17 protein-coding genes and 1 tRNA gene are annotated in these 19096 nt (G+C 66.5%); 14 read left to right on the top strand and 4 right to left on the bottom strand.

Features of this window, described 5'->3' with window-relative positions:
* Nucleotides 1-16: 16 nt before the first annotated feature.
* From truA to MG068_RS14760, 4 genes are all read left to right on the top strand, one after another.
* Nucleotides 17-787, top strand: a complete 771-nt coding sequence (gene truA, locus MG068_RS14775; protein ID WP_132810547.1) for a tRNA pseudouridine(38-40) synthase TruA — start codon at nucleotides 17-19, stop codon at nucleotides 785-787.
* Nucleotides 784-1440: a phosphoribosylanthranilate isomerase gene (locus tag MG068_RS14770; RefSeq protein ID WP_019660598.1), complete on the top strand. Its 657-nt coding sequence runs from the start codon at nucleotides 784-786 to the stop codon at nucleotides 1438-1440. Before truA ends, MG068_RS14770 begins: the two co-directional genes overlap by 4 nt.
* Nucleotides 1441-1693: 253 nt before the next feature.
* The gene (locus MG068_RS14765; RefSeq protein ID WP_132810546.1) at nucleotides 1694-2383 is read left to right on the top strand and encodes a hypothetical protein; all 690 of its coding nucleotides are present in this window, start codon (nucleotides 1694-1696) and stop codon (nucleotides 2381-2383) included.
* Nucleotides 2384-2431: 48 nt separating this feature from the next.
* Nucleotides 2432-4288, top strand: a complete 1857-nt coding sequence (locus MG068_RS14760; RefSeq protein WP_132810545.1) for a C40 family peptidase — start codon at nucleotides 2432-2434, stop codon at nucleotides 4286-4288.
* A 48-nt stretch (nucleotides 4289-4336) separates the two neighbouring features.
* On the opposite strand, the gene MG068_RS14755 is transcribed toward MG068_RS14760, so the two are convergent.
* On the bottom strand, nucleotides 4337-5224 hold the full coding sequence (locus tag MG068_RS14755) for a LysR family transcriptional regulator (RefSeq protein ID WP_132810544.1): 888 nt from the start codon (nucleotides 5222-5224) through the stop codon (nucleotides 4337-4339).
* Between the two features lie 97 nt (nucleotides 5225-5321).
* Between MG068_RS14755 and trpB the strand changes: the two genes are divergently transcribed.
* The 5 genes from trpB (at nucleotide 5322) to glmM (ending at nucleotide 10523) form a co-directional block, all read left to right on the top strand.
* A complete protein-coding gene (trpB, locus tag MG068_RS14750; RefSeq protein ID WP_132810543.1) occupies nucleotides 5322-6539 on the top strand; it encodes a tryptophan synthase subunit beta in 1218 nt (405 codons plus the stop codon).
* A complete protein-coding gene (locus MG068_RS14745; protein ID WP_049423832.1) occupies nucleotides 6536-7216 on the top strand; it encodes a hypothetical protein in 681 nt (226 codons plus the stop codon). The genes trpB and MG068_RS14745 overlap by 4 nt, the downstream gene beginning before the upstream one ends.
* Nucleotide 7217: 1 nt before the next feature.
* Complete coding sequence (gene trpA, locus MG068_RS14740) at nucleotides 7218-8027, top strand: tryptophan synthase subunit alpha (RefSeq protein ID WP_132810542.1); 810 nt, start codon at nucleotides 7218-7220, stop codon at nucleotides 8025-8027.
* Nucleotides 8028-8286: 259 nt separating this feature from the next.
* Nucleotides 8287-9162 carry an acetyl-CoA carboxylase, carboxyltransferase subunit beta gene (accD, locus tag MG068_RS14735; RefSeq protein ID WP_005410473.1) on the top strand — a complete coding sequence of 292 codons (876 nt, stop codon included), beginning with the start codon at nucleotides 8287-8289 and terminating at the stop codon, nucleotides 9160-9162.
* Nucleotides 9162-10523: a phosphoglucosamine mutase gene (gene glmM, locus MG068_RS14730; protein WP_032128253.1), complete on the top strand. Its 1362-nt coding sequence runs from the start codon at nucleotides 9162-9164 to the stop codon at nucleotides 10521-10523. Before accD ends, glmM begins: the two co-directional genes overlap by 1 nt.
* A gap of 81 nt (nucleotides 10524-10604) precedes the next feature.
* Here the strand turns inward: glmM and MG068_RS14725 are convergent, their stop codons facing one another.
* Genes MG068_RS14725 through MG068_RS14715 form a run of 3 tightly spaced genes read right to left on the bottom strand, consistent with a single transcriptional unit; the run spans nucleotide 10605 to nucleotide 14507 of the window.
* Nucleotides 10605-11462 carry a polysaccharide deacetylase family protein gene (locus tag MG068_RS14725; RefSeq protein WP_071229135.1) on the bottom strand — a complete coding sequence of 286 codons (858 nt, stop codon included), beginning with the start codon at nucleotides 11460-11462 and terminating at the stop codon, nucleotides 10605-10607.
* Complete coding sequence (locus tag MG068_RS14720; protein ID WP_049398726.1) at nucleotides 11455-12600, bottom strand: glycosyltransferase family 4 protein; 1146 nt, start codon at nucleotides 12598-12600, stop codon at nucleotides 11455-11457. The genes MG068_RS14725 and MG068_RS14720 overlap by 8 nt, the downstream gene beginning before the upstream one ends.
* Nucleotides 12601-12620: 20 nt before the next feature.
* On the bottom strand, nucleotides 12621-14507 hold the full coding sequence (locus MG068_RS14715) for a DUF3413 domain-containing protein (protein WP_132810541.1): 1887 nt from the start codon (nucleotides 14505-14507) through the stop codon (nucleotides 12621-12623).
* 195 nt (nucleotides 14508-14702) lie between these two features.
* On the opposite strand from MG068_RS14715, the gene MG068_RS14710 reads away from it, so the two are divergent.
* The 5 genes from MG068_RS14710 to MG068_RS14690 all read left to right on the top strand — a co-directional run bounded on the left by MG068_RS14710 (nucleotide 14703) and on the right by MG068_RS14690 (nucleotide 19037).
* Nucleotides 14703-15638, top strand: coding sequence for an isopenicillin N synthase family dioxygenase (locus MG068_RS14710; RefSeq protein ID WP_032128257.1), 936 nt, complete (start codon nucleotides 14703-14705; stop codon nucleotides 15636-15638).
* Between the two features lie 94 nt (nucleotides 15639-15732).
* Nucleotides 15733-16967, top strand: a protein-coding gene (locus tag MG068_RS14705) for an IS3 family transposase (RefSeq protein WP_240792079.1) whose coding sequence is annotated in 2 segments (ribosomal slippage) — nucleotides 15733-16084 and nucleotides 16084-16967 — 1236 coding nt in all. Because the reading frame shifts where the segments join, the coding sequence is not laid out codon by codon here.
* Nucleotides 16968-17676: 709 nt separating this feature from the next.
* Complete coding sequence (gene tpiA / locus MG068_RS14700; protein ID WP_032128643.1) at nucleotides 17677-18432, top strand: triose-phosphate isomerase; 756 nt, start codon at nucleotides 17677-17679, stop codon at nucleotides 18430-18432.
* 31 nt (nucleotides 18433-18463) lie between these two features.
* The gene (gene secG / locus MG068_RS14695; RefSeq protein WP_010486424.1) at nucleotides 18464-18901 is read left to right on the top strand and encodes a preprotein translocase subunit SecG; all 438 of its coding nucleotides are present in this window, start codon (nucleotides 18464-18466) and stop codon (nucleotides 18899-18901) included.
* A 51-nt stretch (nucleotides 18902-18952) separates the two neighbouring features.
* A tRNA-Leu gene (locus MG068_RS14690) sits at nucleotides 18953-19037 on the top strand.
* The last annotated feature ends 59 nt before the right edge of the window (nucleotides 19038-19096 follow it).

Here is a 19096-nt window from a genome sequence, read left to right as displayed (position 1 = left end):
AACATCGAGGTAGCACATGCGTTATGCGCTTGGCGTCGAGTACGACGGCAGCGATTTCAGGGGCTGGCAGAACCTGGGCGAGGGTGGTCCCAGCGTGCAGGCCAGCCTCGAGCAGGCCCTGTCATCGGTGGCTGATGCGCCGCTGCAGGTGGTCTGCGCCGGCCGCACCGATGCCGGCGTGCATGGCCAGTGCCAGGTCGTGCATTTCGATACCGACGTGGTGCGCGATCCGCGCGCCTGGATGCTCGGCACCACCACCCGCCTGCCGCGCTCGATCGCGGTGCGCTGGTGCGTGCCGGTGGCCGATGATTTCCACGCCCGCTTCTCCGCGCGTGCGCGCCGCTATCGCTATCGGCTGCTCAACCGCGAGGTACGGCCGGCGCTGGAGCGGCAGACCCTCAGCTGGGAGCGCCGGGCGCTGGACGAGACGCTGATGCACGCCGCCGGCCAGGCCCTGATCGGCGAAAATGACTTCAGCGCGTTCCGCTCCGTGCAGTGCCAGGCGCTGCATGCGCGGCGTGAGCTGCAATCACTGCAGGTCAGCCGCCAGGGCGAAGTGATTGAAGTGGCCGTGCAGGGCAATGCATTCCTTCATCACATGGTCCGCAATATCGTCGGATCGTTGATCCTGGTGGGCAGCGGCGAAAAACCGGTGGAATGGATCGCCGAACTGCTGGCCGGGCGCGACCGCACCGTAGCTGGTCCCACCGCACCGCCGCAGGGCCTGGTGTTCCTTGGGCCCCTGTACCCCGACAACTGGCATCTGCCCGCCGAGGTCACGCTATGAGCCGTTCCTACTACCGTACGCGCATCAAGTTCTGTGGAATGACCCGTGCCGGCGACGTCCGCCTGGCCGGTGAGCTGGGCGTGGACGCAGTGGGTTTCATCTTTGCCCGCGAGAGCAGCCGCCGGGTTGCACCGGCCGAGGCCCGCGCGATGCGCCAGGCGATCGCGCCGATGGTCGACGTGGTGGCGCTGTTCCGCAACAACAGCAAGGAGGAAGTGCGCGAGGTGCTGCGTACGGTACGTCCGACCCTGCTGCAGTTCCATGGTGAGGAAGACGAAAGCTTCTGCCGCAGCTTCAACATGCCGTACCTGAAGGCGATCGCCATGGGCGGCCGTGAAGAGGTCAACGCCCGCACCCTGCAGCTGCGCTACCCCAGCGCTGCCGGCTTCCTGTTCGACAGCCACGCCCCGGGTGGCGGTGGCGGCACCGGCGTGGCGTTCGACTGGGGCCGCGTTCCGACCGGGTTGCACCGGCCGTTCCTGCTGGCCGGTGGCCTGAACCCTGAGAACGTCTACGATGCCGTGCTGGCGACGCTGCCGTGGGGCGTGGACGTCTCCAGCGGCATCGAGCTGGAGCCGGGCATCAAGGACGGCTACAAAATGCGCACCTTCGTCGAAGAAGTGCGTCGCGCGGATTGCACCGTTCTGGAGTGATCCGCGTCACCTGAGGGGTCACCCGGAATGTCATCGTCGACGGTGCCTTCCGCCGTGCCGTGAAGGCGGGCGAATCCTGAATGCGATGAATATCACGCTTTCGGGCAATTCAGGTTCCAGCGCCAAAAAGTCGACACCCCCCGAACATCTGATCGGACACAATGCGCCTAGCCTGTCTTGGCTGGGTGCGATGCCGTGTGCGTGTCGCTGGCCGCACCCTTGAGATACGCCCTACCTTTCGAACGAGGACGCAATGGATATGCCCCATCTCTCTTCCCGCCGTATCCGCCTGGCCCGCCTGACGCTCGTGCCCGGCCTGCTGCTTGCCTTGGGCGCGTGTGCGGCCGGTGACTCATCCGCCCCGACCGCATCGGCACCGGCCGCTGCCGCACCGGCAGATGCACCTGCCACAGCACCGGCCACGGTTCCGGCGGCAGCACCGGCAGCCGACGGCCTGACTGCGCTGATCCAGGCCAGTGGCGTGAAATGCAGCAACGCCAGTACGGGCAGCGGCTGCACGGCGGGCGATGTGGACAGCGGTGATTTCTACGATGTCGAACTGTCGCCGGACTGTGGCGACCATGGCTTCTTCGCGGGCGTAGCCGATGCCAAGGGCGTGGAGACGTTGAGTGCGGTGCCATCCACCGGCAGCAAGGCCAGCGTGACCGCGAAGCTGTCGAAGGGGCAACTGGTCTGCGTGCAGGGCATCGGGCGCACCGGACAGAATCCGCTGTTCTATTACGTCGTTGCGGTTCCCGCTGCGACGGTCGGCAAGTGCAAGGGCAACACGTTGTGTGACACCTATGGCGACAGGCCGATCACTGGCCTGGCGACCACGGGGGGCGAGGCCTGCCATGCGGCGGCGCCGGGACGTTACGCCGGGAACTGCGCACAGGGCTGGGTCAGTGCGGACGTGCTCGACGTGTTTTCCAACGGAATGTAATCACCGCCAGGGGAGCGGTCCAATCAACCACTGGCAAAGGAACAGCTCATGTCGGATCCAAAAATCACCCGGCTGGTCAGCAGCGTAGGTACCACACGCACGCTGGAAATGGACGATGGCAGTGTCGTCGAACGATCAGGCGGCAGCGTCTCGTGGCGCAACAACAATCCTGGCAATCTCAAGTTTGAATTTGCCGGCAGCGCGGACAAGACGGTGACCAATCCGCGTACCCGCGAGCAGGCGCTGGAATCGGCGCAGGGGCGCTACAAGGGCGTGGTCGATCTCGACCAATGGGGCAACGCGGTTTTCGAAAGCTATGAAGCCGGCCGGGTAGCGAAGATCCAGCTGCTCGAACGCCGGTTCGGCGACAAGACCGTGGAGGAAATGCTGCCGAGCTACTCCACCAAGGATTACAGCGGCACCACCCACCACAAGGAGCAGGCGGCCACCATCTATGCCGAAGGCGATCGCCAGGGTGTCGACCTGCGCTCGAAGACCGTCGGCCAGATGAGCGTGCGAGAGCGTGAAGTGCTGGCCGACGGCATCCGCCGTTTCGAGGGCTGGCAGCCGGGTGAGGTTGCCACGCAGCAGCCTCCTACGCGCACAGCGGCGGCTGCGCCCGTGCAGACCCAGACCCAACCGCAGGTACAGACGCCTTTGGCGGCGGCGCCCGCTGCGGGCCAGGCCGCGGCTGCAGTCGGCAGTGCCGCGCTCTACAACGAGGCCTATCAGCATTTCATGGCCTCAGGCCGCCAGTACGAATACGGGCGCCCGGACCATCCGCGCCCGGGTCGCGACAGCAGCCGGCTGGAGCGTGACCTCGATGGTGACGGACGCTTCGGCGTGGATTGCTCGGCGTTCGTATGGCGCGGCCTGAAGAACGCGGGTTACGACGTGCGGGGCGAGAACGCTGCGGGGTTCACTACGTCGACGCTGTTCAATGGTGCGAACACCACGGCTTACGCACGCGAGCATTTCGATGTGACCTCGGCTGCCGAAGCACGCAAACCGAACGGATCGCTGAAGCAGGGCGACATCCTGATGTTCTCCTCGTCGCAGGGCCAGCATGTCGGAATTTTCAAAGGCTACGACGCGCAGGGAAACATCCAGTTCATCGGTTCACAGGGAAGCACCGGGCCGGCCGAAGTCACCATCCGGCCGGGCGGGTACTGGGATGGCGGAAGCACCCGCATCGTTGGTGCGCTGACACCGAAGCCGGAATTCCAGGTGCGCGCGCCGCTGCACGGCAATGGCGAACCTGCGCTGTCCCGGCCAACCGCCACCGTGCAGCCGGCTGCATCACACGCGGCCGCCAGCGAGGTGATGAAGCAGGGGCAGCGTGGCGCCGACGTGCAGGCGTTGCAGCAGACTCTCAACCAGCTCGGTGTGCGTGATGCGCAGGGCCATCGGTTGTCAGAGGATGGTCGTTTTGGTGATCACACCCGCGAAGCGGTGATCGCGCTGCAGAAACAGCAGGGGCTGGTGGCCGATGGGATTGTCGGTCGCCAGACCGCTGCCGCGCTGGCGGCGGGCCGTGCGCAGGGCCATGAACCTGCAGCGGCTGTACCGAAGGGGCCGTCGCTGAACGATGCATCGCATCCGGACCACGCACTGCACAACGCCGTCCGCAGCAAGCTTCCCAGCGTGTTTTCCGAAGAGGCTGCCGCCAATATCACCCTGCATGCAAAGCAGAACGGAATCGACGCGGCCGACAAGCTGCAGAGCATCACGGTGCAGGATGGCAAGGCGTTCGTGATGGGCACGACGCCGGGCTTCCGCACCGCGGTGGACCTGGCCCAGGCGCCGCCATCGCTGGAGCAAACCAGTGCCAAGCTGCTGGCAGATCCTTCGCACCAGCAGCAGGTGCATGAGGAGCAGCAGCGGGTCGCGATGGGCGGTCGCTGAGGCCTGTGTTGCCGGCTCCGGGCGGTGAACGCCGCTCGGGGCCTCGTCTCATTGCAGTTGCGCTGCTGCCCAGTCGGCCAGGGCGTCCACCCGTGCATCGGCCGGGCCATCTGGCCGCGCCAGCACCCAGAAGCCGCCGGTGGCGGTAAACCCCCACGGTGCGACCAGCCTGCCTGTTGCCAGATCTTCGGCCACCAGTGGCTCCGGTGCGATCGCCGGGCCCAGCCCGGCCACGGCTGCTTCCAGCAGGTAGTACAGATGTTCGAAAGCGGTGCCCAGCTGCAGCTTCGCGGTGTCCAGATCGTGCGCCTGCGCCCACGCCGGCCACGCCTGCGGCCGTGAGCTGGTGTGCAGCAGCGTTTCCTGCAGCAGCGCCGAGGGCGGTACCTGCCGCAGGCGCTGCGCGGCCGGATGCGAGGGTGCCACCACCACGCCGACCCGTTCCGGCGCCAGCTCACGCACCTGCCAGCCCCGTGGCCACGGCCCCTGCGCCAGCAGCAGCACGGCATCCAGCGCCGCCTGTGCTTCGGTGAAACTGCCATCCAGCGCCGACCACTGCAGGCGCACGCCGGGCAGGGCGGCCTGCAGCACGGGCAGGCGCGGGATCATCCAGCGCGCCAGTACGCTGCCGCTGCAGCCCAGCACCAGTGCTGGGGCCGCCGTCGGCCGGCGCAGCTCGCGCACGCAGTCTTCGATGCCGCTGAACGCCTCGCTGCACGCGGCCTGCAGTCGCGTGCCCGCAGCGGTCAGACGCAGCCCGCGGCCGGCACGCTGGAACAATGCCAGGCCGAGATGATCCTCCAGCAGCTTCAGTTGCCGGCTGACCGCGCCGTGGGTGACATGCAGGTCCTGCGCGGCGCGCCCAACCCCGCCCAGACGGGCGGTGGCCTCGAACGCACGCAGCGCATTGAGGGGAGGCAGCAGGGAACGACTCATGTGAGATTTCCTGACGATACGCGCCAGATAATATCCATTTTCCGGTCACGACCCGTGCGCTAGAGTATCCATCTGTCTCTAACCAGCGGTCGCTTCCATGTCTGCCTCCCCCATTGCCGACTACCACGCCTTCCCGGATGCCCAGGGCCACTTCGGCCGCTACGGTGGCAGCTTCGTTGCCGAAACCCTGGTCGGCCCGCTGCAGGAACTGGCCCAGGCCTATGACCAGGCCCGCCAGGACCCGGCATTCCAGGCCGCTTACGACCGCGACCTGGCCCATTACGTGGGCCGGCCGAGCCCGATCTATCACGCCCAGCGCCTGAGCGATCATGTCGGCGGTGCGCAGATCCTGCTCAAGCGCGAGGACCTGAACCACACCGGTGCGCACAAGATCAACAACACCATCGGCCAGGCGCTGCTGGCCGCGCGGATGGGCAAGAAGCGCATCATCGCCGAGACCGGTGCCGGGCAGCATGGCGTGGCCAGTGCCACCGTTGCCGCGCGCTTGGGCCTGGAATGCGTGGTGTACATGGGCGCCACCGACATCGAGCGGCAGAAGATCAACGTCTACCGAATGAAGCTGCTCGGTGCGACGGTGGTGCCGGTCACCTCCGGCTCGGCCACCCTGAAGGACGCGCTCAACGAAGCGATGCGCGATTGGGTGACCAACGTGCAGGACACCTTCTACATCATCGGCACCGTGGCTGGTCCGGATCCGTACCCGCGCATGGTGCGCGATTTCAACGCCATCGTCGGCCGCGAAGCACGCGAGCAGATGCTGGCCGAGTACGGCCGCCTGCCGGATGCGATCACCGCCTGCGTCGGCGGCGGCAGCAATGCCATCGGCCTGTTCCATGCCTTCCTCAACGATCGCCAGGTCGAGATCGTCGGCGCCGAAGCTGCCGGTGATGGCATCAGCACCGGTCGCCATGCCGCCTCCATCGCGGCGGGTCGCCCCGGCGTGTTGCACGGCAACCGCACCTATGTGCTGTGCGACGACGACGGCCAGATCATCGAGACCCACTCGGTATCAGCCGGCCTGGACTATCCGGGTGTCGGGCCGGAGCACGCGTTCCTGGCCGATACCGGCCGCGCGCGCTACCTCGGCATCACCGATGAGGAAGCGCTGCAGGCCTTCCACCTGCTGGCGCACACCGAGGGCATCCTGCCGGCGCTGGAATCCAGCCATGCGCTGGCACAGGCGATCAAGCTGGCGCGCGGTCGTCCGCGTGACCAGATCGTCCTCTGCAATCTGTCCGGCCGTGGCGACAAGGACGTGCATACCATCGCCGCGCGCGAAGGGCTGGTGCTGTGAGCGCGCTGCTGCGGAACAGCGGGGTGCTTCTGCTGGTGCTGGGCCTGGCCGCGTGCCAGCCGCCGGAACCGCCAGTGCTTGCGCCGGCCGCCAAAGCCACCGCGCAGTCCGCACAGCAGCCGGCCGCCAACGATGACCTCGACCCGATGGCGCGTACGCCGATCGTCGATCCGCCGTCTGCGGAAGAGAGCAACGGCGACAACGCCCCCGCCGTCGCCTCGGTGGCACTGGACCATGCCGGCGAAGTGCTGGTCGGCCAGCACATGGGGGACCTGAAGTCACTGGGGCCCTGGAAGGCACAGGGCGCGAAAGAGTTCTTCGAAGGCGACTGCGAGTACTACGACGGCAGGGGGTTGCCGCCGGGCGTGTCGATGATGACCGACGACGACCGCGTGGTCCGTTTTGATCTGAAGCCGGGCGACGACCCGGAACTGCCGGTTGAACAGCCCGGTCCATTCGGCCTGCGCATCGGCATGACCCGTGCCCAGGCCATGGCGCAGTTCCCGAAGCCGCCGGTATCCAGCCCGCATGCCTACGACGGTGACCAGGGCGAGTACCTCACCTGGCAGGACCCGGGTTCGGACCTGGGTATCCGCCTGGAACTGTTTGAAGGGAAGGTCACCCGGATGTACTGGGGAACCAGCGATGCGATTGAACTGATTGAAGGATGTGCCTGAAATGCCCGTATCCCGACTCGATGCCTGTTTCCTGCGTCTGCGCGAACAGCAGCGCAAGGCGCTGATTCCCTTCGTCACCGCCGGTGATCCCTCGCTGGAGGCGACCGTGCCGGTCATGCACGCACTGGTCGAGGCCGGCGCCGACGTGATCGAACTGGGCGTGCCGTTTTCCGACCCGATGGCCGATGGCCCGACCATCCAGCGCAGCTCCGAGCGCGCGCTGGCGCGTGGTGCTGGCAGCCGCTACGTGCTGCAGGCCGTTGCGCAGTTCCGCGAGCGTGACGCTCAGACGCCGGTGGTGCTGATGGGCTACCTGAATCCGGTGGAGATCCATGGCTACGCGGCCTTCGCAACGGCAGCCGTGGAGGCGGGTGTGGACGGCGTGCTGCTGGTCGACCTGCCGCCGGAAGAAGCCGGCGAAGCGCAGCAGGCCTTCGATGCAGCGGGCCTGGCACTGGTCCTGCTGGCGTCGCCGACTACCAGCGAAGCGCGCGCCGACAAGCTGCTGGCGCTGGCCCGTGGCTACCTCTACTACGTCAGCTTTGCCGGTGTCACCGGCGCGTCCGAGCGCCTGGACAGCGATGCCGCCAGTGCCCGCCTGCAGGCCCTGCGCGCGCGCGCTTCGGTGCCGGTGGTGGCCGGCTTCGGCATCAAGGATGCCGACAGTGCTGCGGCGATGGCCCGCCAGGCCGACGGCGTGGTGGTCGGAAGCGCGCTGGTGGCGGCGCTGGCAGAAGCGGGCTCGGCGGAAGACGCGGTGCAGCGCGCCCGGGCCTTCCTCGCCCCGCTGCGGCAGGCGCTGGACGCGTAACAGGACTGCCGGCCGCCGGCCGGCATCTGCCTGACGGCCACATGCAAGTGCTGCCGGCCAGCGGCCGGCACTACCCATGGGTCTGCAGGCAGGGGCTGCCGGCTAGCGGCCGGCATGACCCAGCACCTAAACGTACGTCCCAGCATGGTTTTTTCCGGTGGCCCCGGGGCCAGCAAGGGGGTGCACGGGCGGGGAAAGCGGAGCTAGACTGTCCGCCTTTGCGGCCCTTGGGCCGCCCTGAACGGAAGTGTCCTCCCGCATGAGTTGGCTCAGCAAGTTGATGCCGTCCGGCATCCGCACCGACAACACCCCCAGCAAGAAGCGCAGTGTCCCCGAGGGCCTGTGGGAAAAGTGCAGCAACTGCGGCAGCGCGTTGTACCGTCCGGAACTGGAAGAGAACCTGGAGGTCTGCCCGAAGTGCGGCCACCACATGGCGATCCGCGCTCGTGCGCGCTTGGCCGCCCTGTTCGACGCCGACAGCACCACCGAGATCGGTGCGCGCCTGGGCCCGACCGACCTGCTCAAGTTCAAGGACCAGAAGAAGTACAGCGAGCGCATCAAGATCGCGCAGAAGAACACCGGCGAGTACGACGCGCTGATCGCCATGCGCGGCCTGCTCAAGGGCCGTGCGCTGGTGGCCTCGTCGTTCGACTTCGCCTTCATGGGTGGCTCGATGGGCTCGGTGGTGGGTGAGCGTTTCGCGCTGGCCGCCGAAACCGCGGTCGAGATCGGCGCCCCGTACGTGTGCTTCTCGCAGAGTGGCGGCGCGCGCATGCAGGAAGGCCTGTTCTCGCTGATGCAGATGGCCAAGACCTCGGCCGCGCTGGGCAAGCTGCGTGAAGCGGGCCTGCCGTACATCTCGGTGCTGACCCACCCGACCACCGGTGGTGTGTCGGCCTCGTTCGCGATGCTGGGCGACATCAACATCGCCGAACCGCAGGCGCTGATCGGCTTCGCCGGCCCGCGCGTGATCGAGCAGACCGTGCGCGAGAAGCTGCCGGAAGGCTTCCAGCGCTCGGAGTTCCTGCTGGAGCACGGTGCCATCGACCAGATCTGCGACCGCCGCGAAATGCGCGACCGCCTGTCCGATCTGCTGGCAATGCTGGGCCGTCAGCCGGCGCCGGAGGTGGCTTGATGGGAGGCCGCAAGTACTTCGGTACTGATGGCATCCGTGGGCGGGTCGGCCAGGGCGTGATCTCGGCCGACTTCGTGCTGCGCCTGGGCAATGCCCTGGGCCGTGTCCTGGTCGCCCAGCGCGGCCAGGACGGGCGCCGGCCGATCGTGGTGATCGGCAAGGACACCCGCATTTCCGGTTACATGTTCGAAGCGGCACTGGAAGCCGGCCTGGTCGCCGCCGGCGCCGACGTACAGCTGCTGGGGCCGATGCCGACCCCGGCGGTGGCGTTCCTGACCCGCACGCTGGGCGTGGACGCCGGCATCGTCATCAGCGCCTCGCACAACCCGCATTACGACAACGGCATCAAGTTCTTCTCGGCCCAGGGCGAGAAGCTCGACGATGCCACCGAACTTGCCCTGGAAGCGGCGCTGGACGTTCCGTTCACCACCGCCGAATCGGAGAAGCTGGGCAAGGCATCGCGTGCGCGTGAAGCGGTCGGCCGCTACATCGAGTTCTGCAAGGCCAGCGTGCCGCGCGCGTTCGACCTGCGTGGCGTGCGCCTGGTGCTGGATTGCGCACACGGCGCCACCTACCAGATCGCACCGCTGCTGTTCCGCGAACTGGGGGCCGAGGTGATCGGCATCGGTGCCGAGCCCAACGGCGTCAACATCAACGCCGGTGTGGGTTCCACCCATATCGACAACCTGGCGGCCAAAGTCCGCGAGACCCGTGCCGATCTCGGCATCGCGTTCGATGGTGATGGCGACCGTGTGCTGATGGCCGACGACCAGGGCAACCCGGTCGACGGTGACGACCTGCTGTACATCCTGGCCCGCGCCTGGAAGGACGAAGGCCGCCTGCGCGGCCCGGTGGTCGGCACGCTGATGAGCAACTACGGCGTGGAGAAAGCTTTCGCCGATCTGCAGATCCCGTTCGTGCGCAGCAACGTTGGTGACCGCTACGTGCACCAGGCATTGGTCGAAGGCGGCGGTGTACTCGGTGGGGAAGCGTCGGGCCATCTGCTGTGCCTGGACCGGGCCACCACCGGTGATGGCATCGTCAGCGCTCTGCAGGTGCTGGTCGCGCTGCGCAACAGTGGGCAGACCCTGCGCCAGGCGCTGAAGGGCCTGGTGCGGGTGCCGCAGAAGACCGTCAACGTGCGTCTGGGCAATGTCTCGGCCAAGGCCACGGTGCAGTCTGAAAGCGTGCAGTCCGCGCTGGCTGTGGCGCAGCAGGCCGTAGCCGGCCGTGGCCGCGCGTTCCTGCGGCCGTCCGGTACCGAGCCGGTGGTTCGGGTCACCGTGGAAGCCGATGACGCCACGCTGATGCAGCAGACGCTGGACCGCTTGTCCGCTGCGGTGCGTGAAGCCGCCAGCTGAGGCGACTGCACATCCGTACAAAGAAAACGCCCCGGAATTCCGGGGCGTTTTCTTTTGCGGCGGCCAGGGGGGATGGCGTGTTCAGGGCCCCGGCACCATCTTCTTCTGGCGTGCCTTGAACCCATTGAACAGCGGCGCGATCAGCGGGTTGTAACTCAGGCGGATGCGCTTGCGCAGCCAGTTGGCCGGGCGGTTGCGGATCGCGAAACGATAGATGCGTTCCGGGTCGCCACCGATCACGTTGCGGCCGAACGGGTGGGTGGTGTGCAGGTAGCGGAAGCCCTGCTCGCGCGCCACTTCGATGTGATCCTGGTCGAAATCACCGTACGGCCAGCACAAGGTATCGGACACGTCGCCAAGCTTGTCCTGCAGGACTTCGCGCGAGATCGCCAGATCCCGGCTCAGGCCCGCGCGGCGCTGCGCACGGTCCAGATCGTCACGGCGCAGCCAGCGGGTGTGGGTATGGGTGTGGCAATGCACTTCGAAGGTGCCGGCGGCGATGGCCGCACGTGCTTCGCTCCAGCGCATCATCACATCGTCACTGCGGTCCTGCTCGTAGATCGCCGCTTCGCAGCCGCGATGGTCCGGCGTCGACGGCAGCGTCGCTCCGGCAATGCCGGCATGCGGACGTTCCGGGCCTTCGCCCATCCAGCCGGTGACCACGAACACCACGGCATGCATGCCGTACTTCTGCAGGATCGGATGGGCATACACCCAGTTGTCCAGGTAGCCATCGTCGAAGGTGATGACGATCGACTTGCGCGGCACCGGCTTGCCGGCCAGGAAGCCGGCGTACTGCTCCAGCGTCAGTGAGGTCCAGCCATTGCCTGCCAGCCACGCGATCTGGCTTTCGAAGTTTTCCGGCGACACGGTGATCATGCCCGGCGAGGGGCTGACATGGTGGTGCATCAGCACCGGAACGGTTCGCGCATCAGCCATGTCCCAGCTCCTTCAGCCACTGGTGGTAGTAGTGTTCGGTGGCTTCACCGTGGCCGTCCGGCGTGAAGCGGTGCGCGCCGTGCATCCAGTCCCAGCCAGCGCGGCCCATCTGCCGCCGCCGTTCCGGGTCGTCCACCAGCAGGCGCAAGGCACCTGTCAGGGCGGCATTGTCTCCCAAACGGGTGAGGATCGCATTGCTGCCATCGACCACCATCTCCGGCACGCCACCCACCCGCGTGGCTACGATCGGTACGCCCACATAAGCCGCTTCCAGGAACACGGTGCCGGCCGCTTCCTTGTGCGAGGCCAGCGCGAAGATGTCGAAGCCGGCCATCAGCCGGCAGGCTCCATCGCGGTAGCCGAGCAGGTGCACCTGGCGCTGCAGGCCGTGCTCGGTGCACATCGCCTGCAGTCGTTCCGTCACGGCCTGGCCATCACCGACGATCACCAGGTGCAGGTCCGGGTTGGCCTTGCACAGCGGGATCATCGCCTGCAGCAGGTCGGCATGGCCCTTGGGCTCGCGCAGTACCGCCACGCAGCCGACCACGATGTCCTGTTCGCCGAAACCGAGCTCGGCACGCACCTGCGCGCGCGCGTCCTGCAGGCACTGCCAGGGATCGGCCTTGCGGATCTCGCTCCAGCGCGGCGGAACCGCGATAGGCGGCACGATGCCGATGCGCTCGGCCGGAATGCCACGGTCGGCCAGCAGCTGCTTGACGAAGCTGCTGACGGTCAACACCCGGTGCGGAAGCCCGGTATAGGTCAGCAGCGAATTGACCGGGCTCATCAGGTGGCGTGAGCGCACCACCAGCGGCGTGCCGCCCAGGCGTGCACCGGCGGCGGCGATCAGCGCATCGCGGCGGCTGGTGGTGTTGACCACGTCATAGCGTTCGCGACGCACCAGTCGCGATACCGACCACACGCCGCGCAGCAGGCGCGCCAGGCCTCCCATGCGCAGCGTATGCACGGTGAAACCGTCGTCGCGTGCCAGTGTGGCCAGGCGCGCATCGGGCTGGCACAGCAACGACACTTCATGGCCACGCGCGCGCATCACCTGCATGTGCCGGAAGATATAGATCTCCTGCCCGCCCATTCCCTTGGCGGCTTCGGTATGCAGGATGCGCAGCGGACGGTTCATGCAGGATCGGTCCTTGAAGTTCAGCGGTTGCGGAAGCGGGTCAGCGCTTCCCATGCGGAGCGGATGGCGGCGGCGTCCGGTGCCTGCTGCGACAGCGGACGGTAGTGCCGGTCGAGCGCGGTGGCGTTGCCGAACTTGTCGAACACGTAGATGGCATCGCCATGGCGTACCGCGCGCTGCGACCAGCTCTCCACCACCAGCGCACGTTCGCTGGTGGTGGGCGCGGCCAGCAGGTCCTGGCCAGTACTGAAGTCGCTCAGGGCGTTCTCGCAGCCCAGTGCGTGGCGCATCAACGTCGGCACCCAGTCCTCATGCGAACTGGTGCGCATCTCATGGCCGCTGGGCTGGCCTGGCCAGTGCAGCACGAACGGCACCTGCAGCTGGTAGTCGGAGAAGTTGCCGTTGTGACCCCAGTAGTTCAGCTTGAGGTCGTTGAACTCTTCGGCATGGTCACCGGTGACCAGCACGATGGTGTTCTCGGCCAGGCCTTGTGCGCGAAGGTCGTCCAGCAGCGAGCCGACCAGGCTGTCGGCGTAGTGCACGGCGGTGCGGTAGCGGTTGAGCTCCGGCGTCGGGTCGTGGTCCGGGCCAAAGGACAGGAAGTCGATCTCCTTGGCCATCGGCGTGGCCACCGGCGGGTAGCTGGCGGGCAGGTGGTAGCCGGCGTGGGTGGAGTCGAGGAACACGAAGCCGAACCACGGGTGCTGCGCGGCCTGGCTGGTGCGGATGTCGTTCTGCAGCGCGGTGACGATGGCTGCGTCACGCTTGTCGGGCGTCAGGGCGGAGGGGCCCTGGTGCAGCTGGTCGCGTACGTCGGCGAAGGCGGTGCGGTCGAACTCCGGGCTGTACAGCGGCGCGCTGCCGTACAGGTGCAGGTCGTAGCCCTGCTGGCCCAGCACCTGGAACAGCTGCGAGCCGCGCTGTTCGTCCAGCATGCTCTGCCAGTAGCCGCCGGGCAGGCCGTAGAGCAGGCCGAACAGGCCGTAGCGGGTGGCATTGCCGGTGCTGAAATGCTGGTCGTACACGCGCGAAGCCTGTGCCAGTGCCGTCGTATTGGGCATCAGCTGCGGCGTCATGGCGTCCTGGCGCAGCGACTCCAGCACCACCATCAGCACATTCGGCCGATGCGGGTTCTGGCAGCGCAGGGGCTGCAGCGGATACAGCAGCTGCGCATGGCGCGGGTCAGGCAGGCCAGCCTGCTGTTCGCTGACAACGCCCAGTTTGCGCATGAAGCTCTTGGCGGTGATCGGCTGCGCCCAGGGCAGGTAGTTCCACTGCGCGATGACGTCGCGGTCGCCGCGGGCATCGTAGTAGGCGGTGGCGACCTGGCCCCCCCCCATCAGCAGAGCGACCACCGCCCAGGCCTGCAGGACCCGGCGGCGGCGGGGCAGGGCGGGCAACAGCTTCCAGCATGCCCAGGCCAGCAGGCCTTCGGCGGCGAAGATGGCGGCGACCAGCAGTCCGGCCTGCAGCCAGGTTTTCCAGGACAACGCGACCTGGTCCTGCAGCGCGCCGCCGAACACCATGTTCACTACCATGGCATTGAGGTGGAACCGATACAGAGTGAAAACCTTCGCATCAACCAGCAGCAGGCACAGCCACAGGCCCTGCAGCAGCACGGCGCTGATGCTCAGCGTGCGCGCGCTGCGCGGCCACAGGCCCAGCAGCAGCGGCAGCAGGCCTGCGAGGGCGCCGAAGGCGAGCAGATGCCCCGGCAGAGCGACGGACAGGTAAACCAGGCCGATTGCGCCACCGGGGTTGTCGGCCAGCGGTACGTTGCCGAGCGTGATCGCCATCGCCAGCAGCGCGTTGCCGGCCACGAACAGCGACCACCAGGCCAATCGGCGCCAGTGACGTGCCGGGCCGGAGGGCAGGGAGGTGTTGGCAGAAGGAGCAGCAGGGCGCATGAAGGACGGAGGCGGCAGGTGGAACAGGGGCGGGAGTCCCGGTTGTGACGGAATCGTTAATCCGCGCGCGGGTTGCGCATTGTATCGGTTTGTTTCTTCGTATCGAGTGGCGTCCCCCGGGCGATCTGTCACAATGTTCAGGTGGGCCATGAATGCGCTGGCCCTTCCAGACCCAACGACAAGCCAGGAACCGCTGTGAGCCAGATCCCCACCCTCGACATCACCCGTTTCGACAGCGACCGCGAGGCCTTCGTGGCCGAGCTGGGCGCCGCCTACCGCCAATGGGGATTCGCGGGCATCCGCAACCACGGCATCCCGCAGGCCGACATCGACGCGGCCTACGATGCCTTCAAGGCCTTCTTCGCCCTGCCGGAGGAGGTCAAGCGCAAGTACCACGTGGCCGGCAGCGGCGGCGCCCGCGGCTACACCCCGTTCGGCGTGGAGACCGCCAAGGGCTCCAAGCATTTCGACCTGAAGGAGTTCTGGCACATCGGTCGCGAGATCGCCGACGACTCCAAGTACCGCGACGTGATGGCGCCGAACCTGTGGCCGACCGAGGTCGAGGGCTTCCGCGAGCGCGGTTACGGCCTGTACCAGGCGCTGGACAACCTGGGTTCGCGCGTACTGTCGGCGCTGGCCCTGCACATCGGCCTGCCGGAAGACTTCTTCGCCGACAAGACCAACTTCGGCAACTCGATCCTGCGCCCGATCCACTACCCGCCGATCACCACCGACGACATCCCGAACGTGCGCGCCGGCGCGCATGGCGACATCAACTTCATCACCCTGCTGGTCGGCGCCAGCGCCGCGGGCCTGGAAGTGCAGTCGCACGAGGGCGAGTGGGTGCCGTTCACCTCGGACGCGGACACCATCGTGGTCAACATCGGCGACATGCTGCAGCGCCTGACCAACCACGTGTATCCGTCGACCATCCACCGCGTGGTCAACCCCCCGGGCGAGCTGGCCCGCCAGCCGCGCTACTCGGTGCCGTTCTTCCTGCACCCGAACCCGGACTATCTGATCGACGTGCTGCCGTCCTGCATCACCCCGGAGAACCCGAGCCGGTACCCGGAGGCGATCACCGCCCACGGCTTCCTCGAGGAACGCCTGCGCGAGATCAAGCTGAAGTAATGAGAAGTGAGGCCGCCGAAAGGCGGCCTTTTTCTTTGCAGTGACCCGTCCTGAATTGGGTTGACACCTTTTCCCTCTGGAAAAGGAATGTTCAATGAAATCAACAATCAGGCGCAGTCAGCGGGATTACTCGCTGGCCATCAAGTTGTCCGTGGTCGATCAGGTCGAGCGTGGAGAACTGACCTATAAGAAGGCTCAGGAGCGATACGGTATCCAAGGTAGCAGCACGGTTCTGAAGTGGCTTCGCCGCCATGGTCGGCAAGATTGGTCAGGTGGTGCATCATCTGCCCCCATGACGACTTCTCCCAAAAGTGGACCGGCCACGCCGCTGACGCCGGAACAACAGATCAAGGCCCTGCAGGTCCAGTTGCGGGAGGCCAACGAGAAAGCACAGCTTTTCGAAGCCATCGTGGATGTCCTCAAAGAGGATTACGGGGTGCGCATCGTAAAAAAGCCTTCAGGCAAGTCCTCACGCAAGGGCGCCTCAAAGGCGTAAGCGTGGCAAGGGCTTGCCGCCATTTCGGCATCAGTCGACAGGCGTTCTATCAAGCGGGGTGCCGGCATCAACGACGACGCGCCAGCGAGACCAAAGCACTGGCGCTGGTGAGCGATTGCCGCGTGCGGCAGCCACGGATCGGGACGCGCAAGTTGCACCATTTGATCGGACCGAAGCTGCAGGCGGCGGGAATCACCATGGGACGTGACCGGTTGTTTGACGTACTTCGGGAAGCGCGCCTGCTGGTACCGAAACGTCGGGCTTATCACAAGACTACCGACAGCCATCATCGCTTTCGCAGGCATCCGAATCTGCTCAAACCTGGCCAAGGATGCGTAATACCAACCGGTAGCGAGCAGGTGTGGGTGGCGGACATCACCTATCTGCCGACGCAGGGGAAGTTCGTGTATCTGAGCCTGGTCACCGATGCCTGGTCGCGCAAGATCGTGGGCTGGAGCGTGCATGAAACGCTACAGACAGAGCAGGTAGCTCAGGCGCTGGAGATGGCGCTGAAAGGGAGAAAGACATCGCAGAAGCTGATCCATCACTCTGATCGTGGAATCCAGTACTGCTCGGATTACTACCAGAAGATCCATGCGCGGCACGGCCTGACCTGCTCGATGACCGACGGCTACGACTGCTATCAGAACGCTCTGGCAGAGCGAGTCAACGGGATCCTCAAGTGCGAGTTCCTGCTTCATCGCCCACGGGACCTGGGGCAAGCCCGCCAGATGGTGGCTGAGGCCGTAGACATCTACAACGCTGAGCGCCCCCACCTGTCCCTTAAAATGCAGACGCCCGATGCGATGCATCGGGCGTCTTTGGCCGCCTGACGGCGGCCGGACCATCCACCCATCGGTGTCAACCTATGGCAGGACGAGTCACAGGGCTGCGCCCTGCACCCGCAGAGGCCAAAGCCAAAGCCAAAGCCAAAGCGGCTCTGGGATGTTCCGTGGGGAGGCGGGGAGGTGTCGGATGGCGGGGACGCCGTGAACCCGTCCTGGGGGCTTGGCCGCGGCATCCATGCCGCGGACACCCCGCCATCCGACACCTCCCCGCCTTCGACAGTTTCCCGGTGACGGTGGGTAAATCGCGATTTCCGGTAGGTGTCGACCTTGGTCGACACGGTAGATCCACGCCATGGGTGCGGGGTAGGGGTCAGATCCCTTTTCCGCAGGAAAAGGGATCTGACCCCGGCAGCTACCCGCAATGCCGCTTTTGCTTTTGATCTTCTTATTTCTTTCCGTGGCGGGCGGAACCGCCGGAATGTGTCAGAGGTCGGGCGGGTGGGGATGGCGGGGGTGTCCGCGGCATGGATGCCGCGGCCAAGCCCCCAGGGACGGGTTTACGGCGTCCCCCGCCATCCTCACCCGCCCGGCCAGTCCCCCAAAACCCAGCCGGGCTCTCTGCGACCAACCAACCCCGCCCCGCCACGAGGGGCTGCGCCGTTCGCTGAAAATCCATGTAACCGCTTACACGGAAACGGATTTTTGCCGTAACGGGTATCATGACCGGCTGACTTCACACGGGAGCCACCCGCTCATGCGCCGCAAGATCGTCGCCGGAAACTGGAAGCTGCATGGCAGCCGTCAATTCGCCAATGAACTGCTGGGGCAGGTCGCCGCCGGGCTGCCGCTGGAGGGGGTGGACGTGGTGATCCTGCCGCCGCTGCCCTACCTCGGGGAGCTGGTCGAGGACTTCGGCGAGACCGGCCTGGCCTTTGGCGCGCAGGACGTGAGCAGCAACGAGAAGGGCGCCTACACCGGCGAGGTCTGCGCGGCCATGCTGGTCGAGGTCGGCGCCCGCTATGGCCTGGTCGGCCATTCCGAGCGCCGCCAGTACCACCACGAAAGCAGCGAGCTGGTCGCGCGCAAGTTCGCCGCCGCCCAGCACGCCGGCCTGGTGCCGGTGCTGTGCGTGGGCGAGACCCTGGAGCAGCGCGAGGCCGGGCAGACCGAAGCGGTCATCGCCGGCCAGCTGGCGCCGGTGCTGGAGCTGGTCGGCGCGGCCGGTTTCGCCAAGGCCGTGGTCGCCTACGAGCCGGTCTGGGCCATCGGTACCGGCCGTACCGCTACCAAGGAGCAGGCGCAGCAGGTGCACGCGTTCATCCGTGGCGAAGTCGCGCGTATCGATGCTAGAATCGCTGATTCACTGCCCATTGTTTACGGCGGTAGCGTGAAGCCCGACAATGCCGGGGAACTGTTCGCGCAGCCGGATGTCGATGGTGGGCTGGTCGGCGGCGCCTCCCTGGTGGCCGCGGACTTCCTGGCCATCGCACGGGCGGCGGCCGCGAACTAATCCTAGAAGTTTTGTCCGAGGGCGGTTTCCAATGCTGATGTTGATCCTCAATGTCGTCTACGTGCTGGTCGCTGTGGCCATGATCGCGCTGATCCTGATGCAGCGTGGCTCGGGTGCGGCGGCGGGTTCGGGCTTTGGTGCCGGTGCCTCGGGTACGGTGTTCGGTGCGCGCGGCGCCTCGAACTTCCTGTCCAAGTCGACCAAGTGGCTGGCTGTCGTGTTCTTCGGCATCAGCCTCTTCATGGCCTGGTATGCCGGTCATGGCAGCCGCCCGGCGGCCGACCAGGATCTGGGCCTGATGTCCGCACCGGCGGCAGTCGCTCCGGCGGCTCCGGCGGGCGAACTGCCGGCCGTTCCGAAGGCCGATGCGGTCCCGGCCGCCCCGGTTCCGGCCGCGAATGTGCCGGCTCAGGCGGAATCTTCGGTTTCTGGTGAAGAAAAGCCTTCGGAAGGCTCCCAGAAAGACTGAAGCCGGTTACAATACGCGGCGCATCGGGAAGATAGTCTGATGTGATCGTTTGCCCAGGTGGCGGAATTGGTAGACGCACTACCTTGAGGTGGTAGCGACGCAAGTCGTAGGGGTTCGAGTCCCCTCTTGGGCACCATTTGTAAGTAAAGCGGGTTCGTCTGGCGCGCAAGGCGCCAGGCAGATTCCCGTCCACTC

Source organism: Stenotrophomonas sp. ASS1, from assembly GCF_004346925.1.
GTDB classification, from domain to species: domain Bacteria; phylum Pseudomonadota; class Gammaproteobacteria; order Xanthomonadales; family Xanthomonadaceae; genus Stenotrophomonas; species Stenotrophomonas maltophilia_A.
The sequence above is the reverse complement of the archived record's forward strand: the minus strand, read 5'-3'. Positions and strand labels throughout refer to the sequence as shown.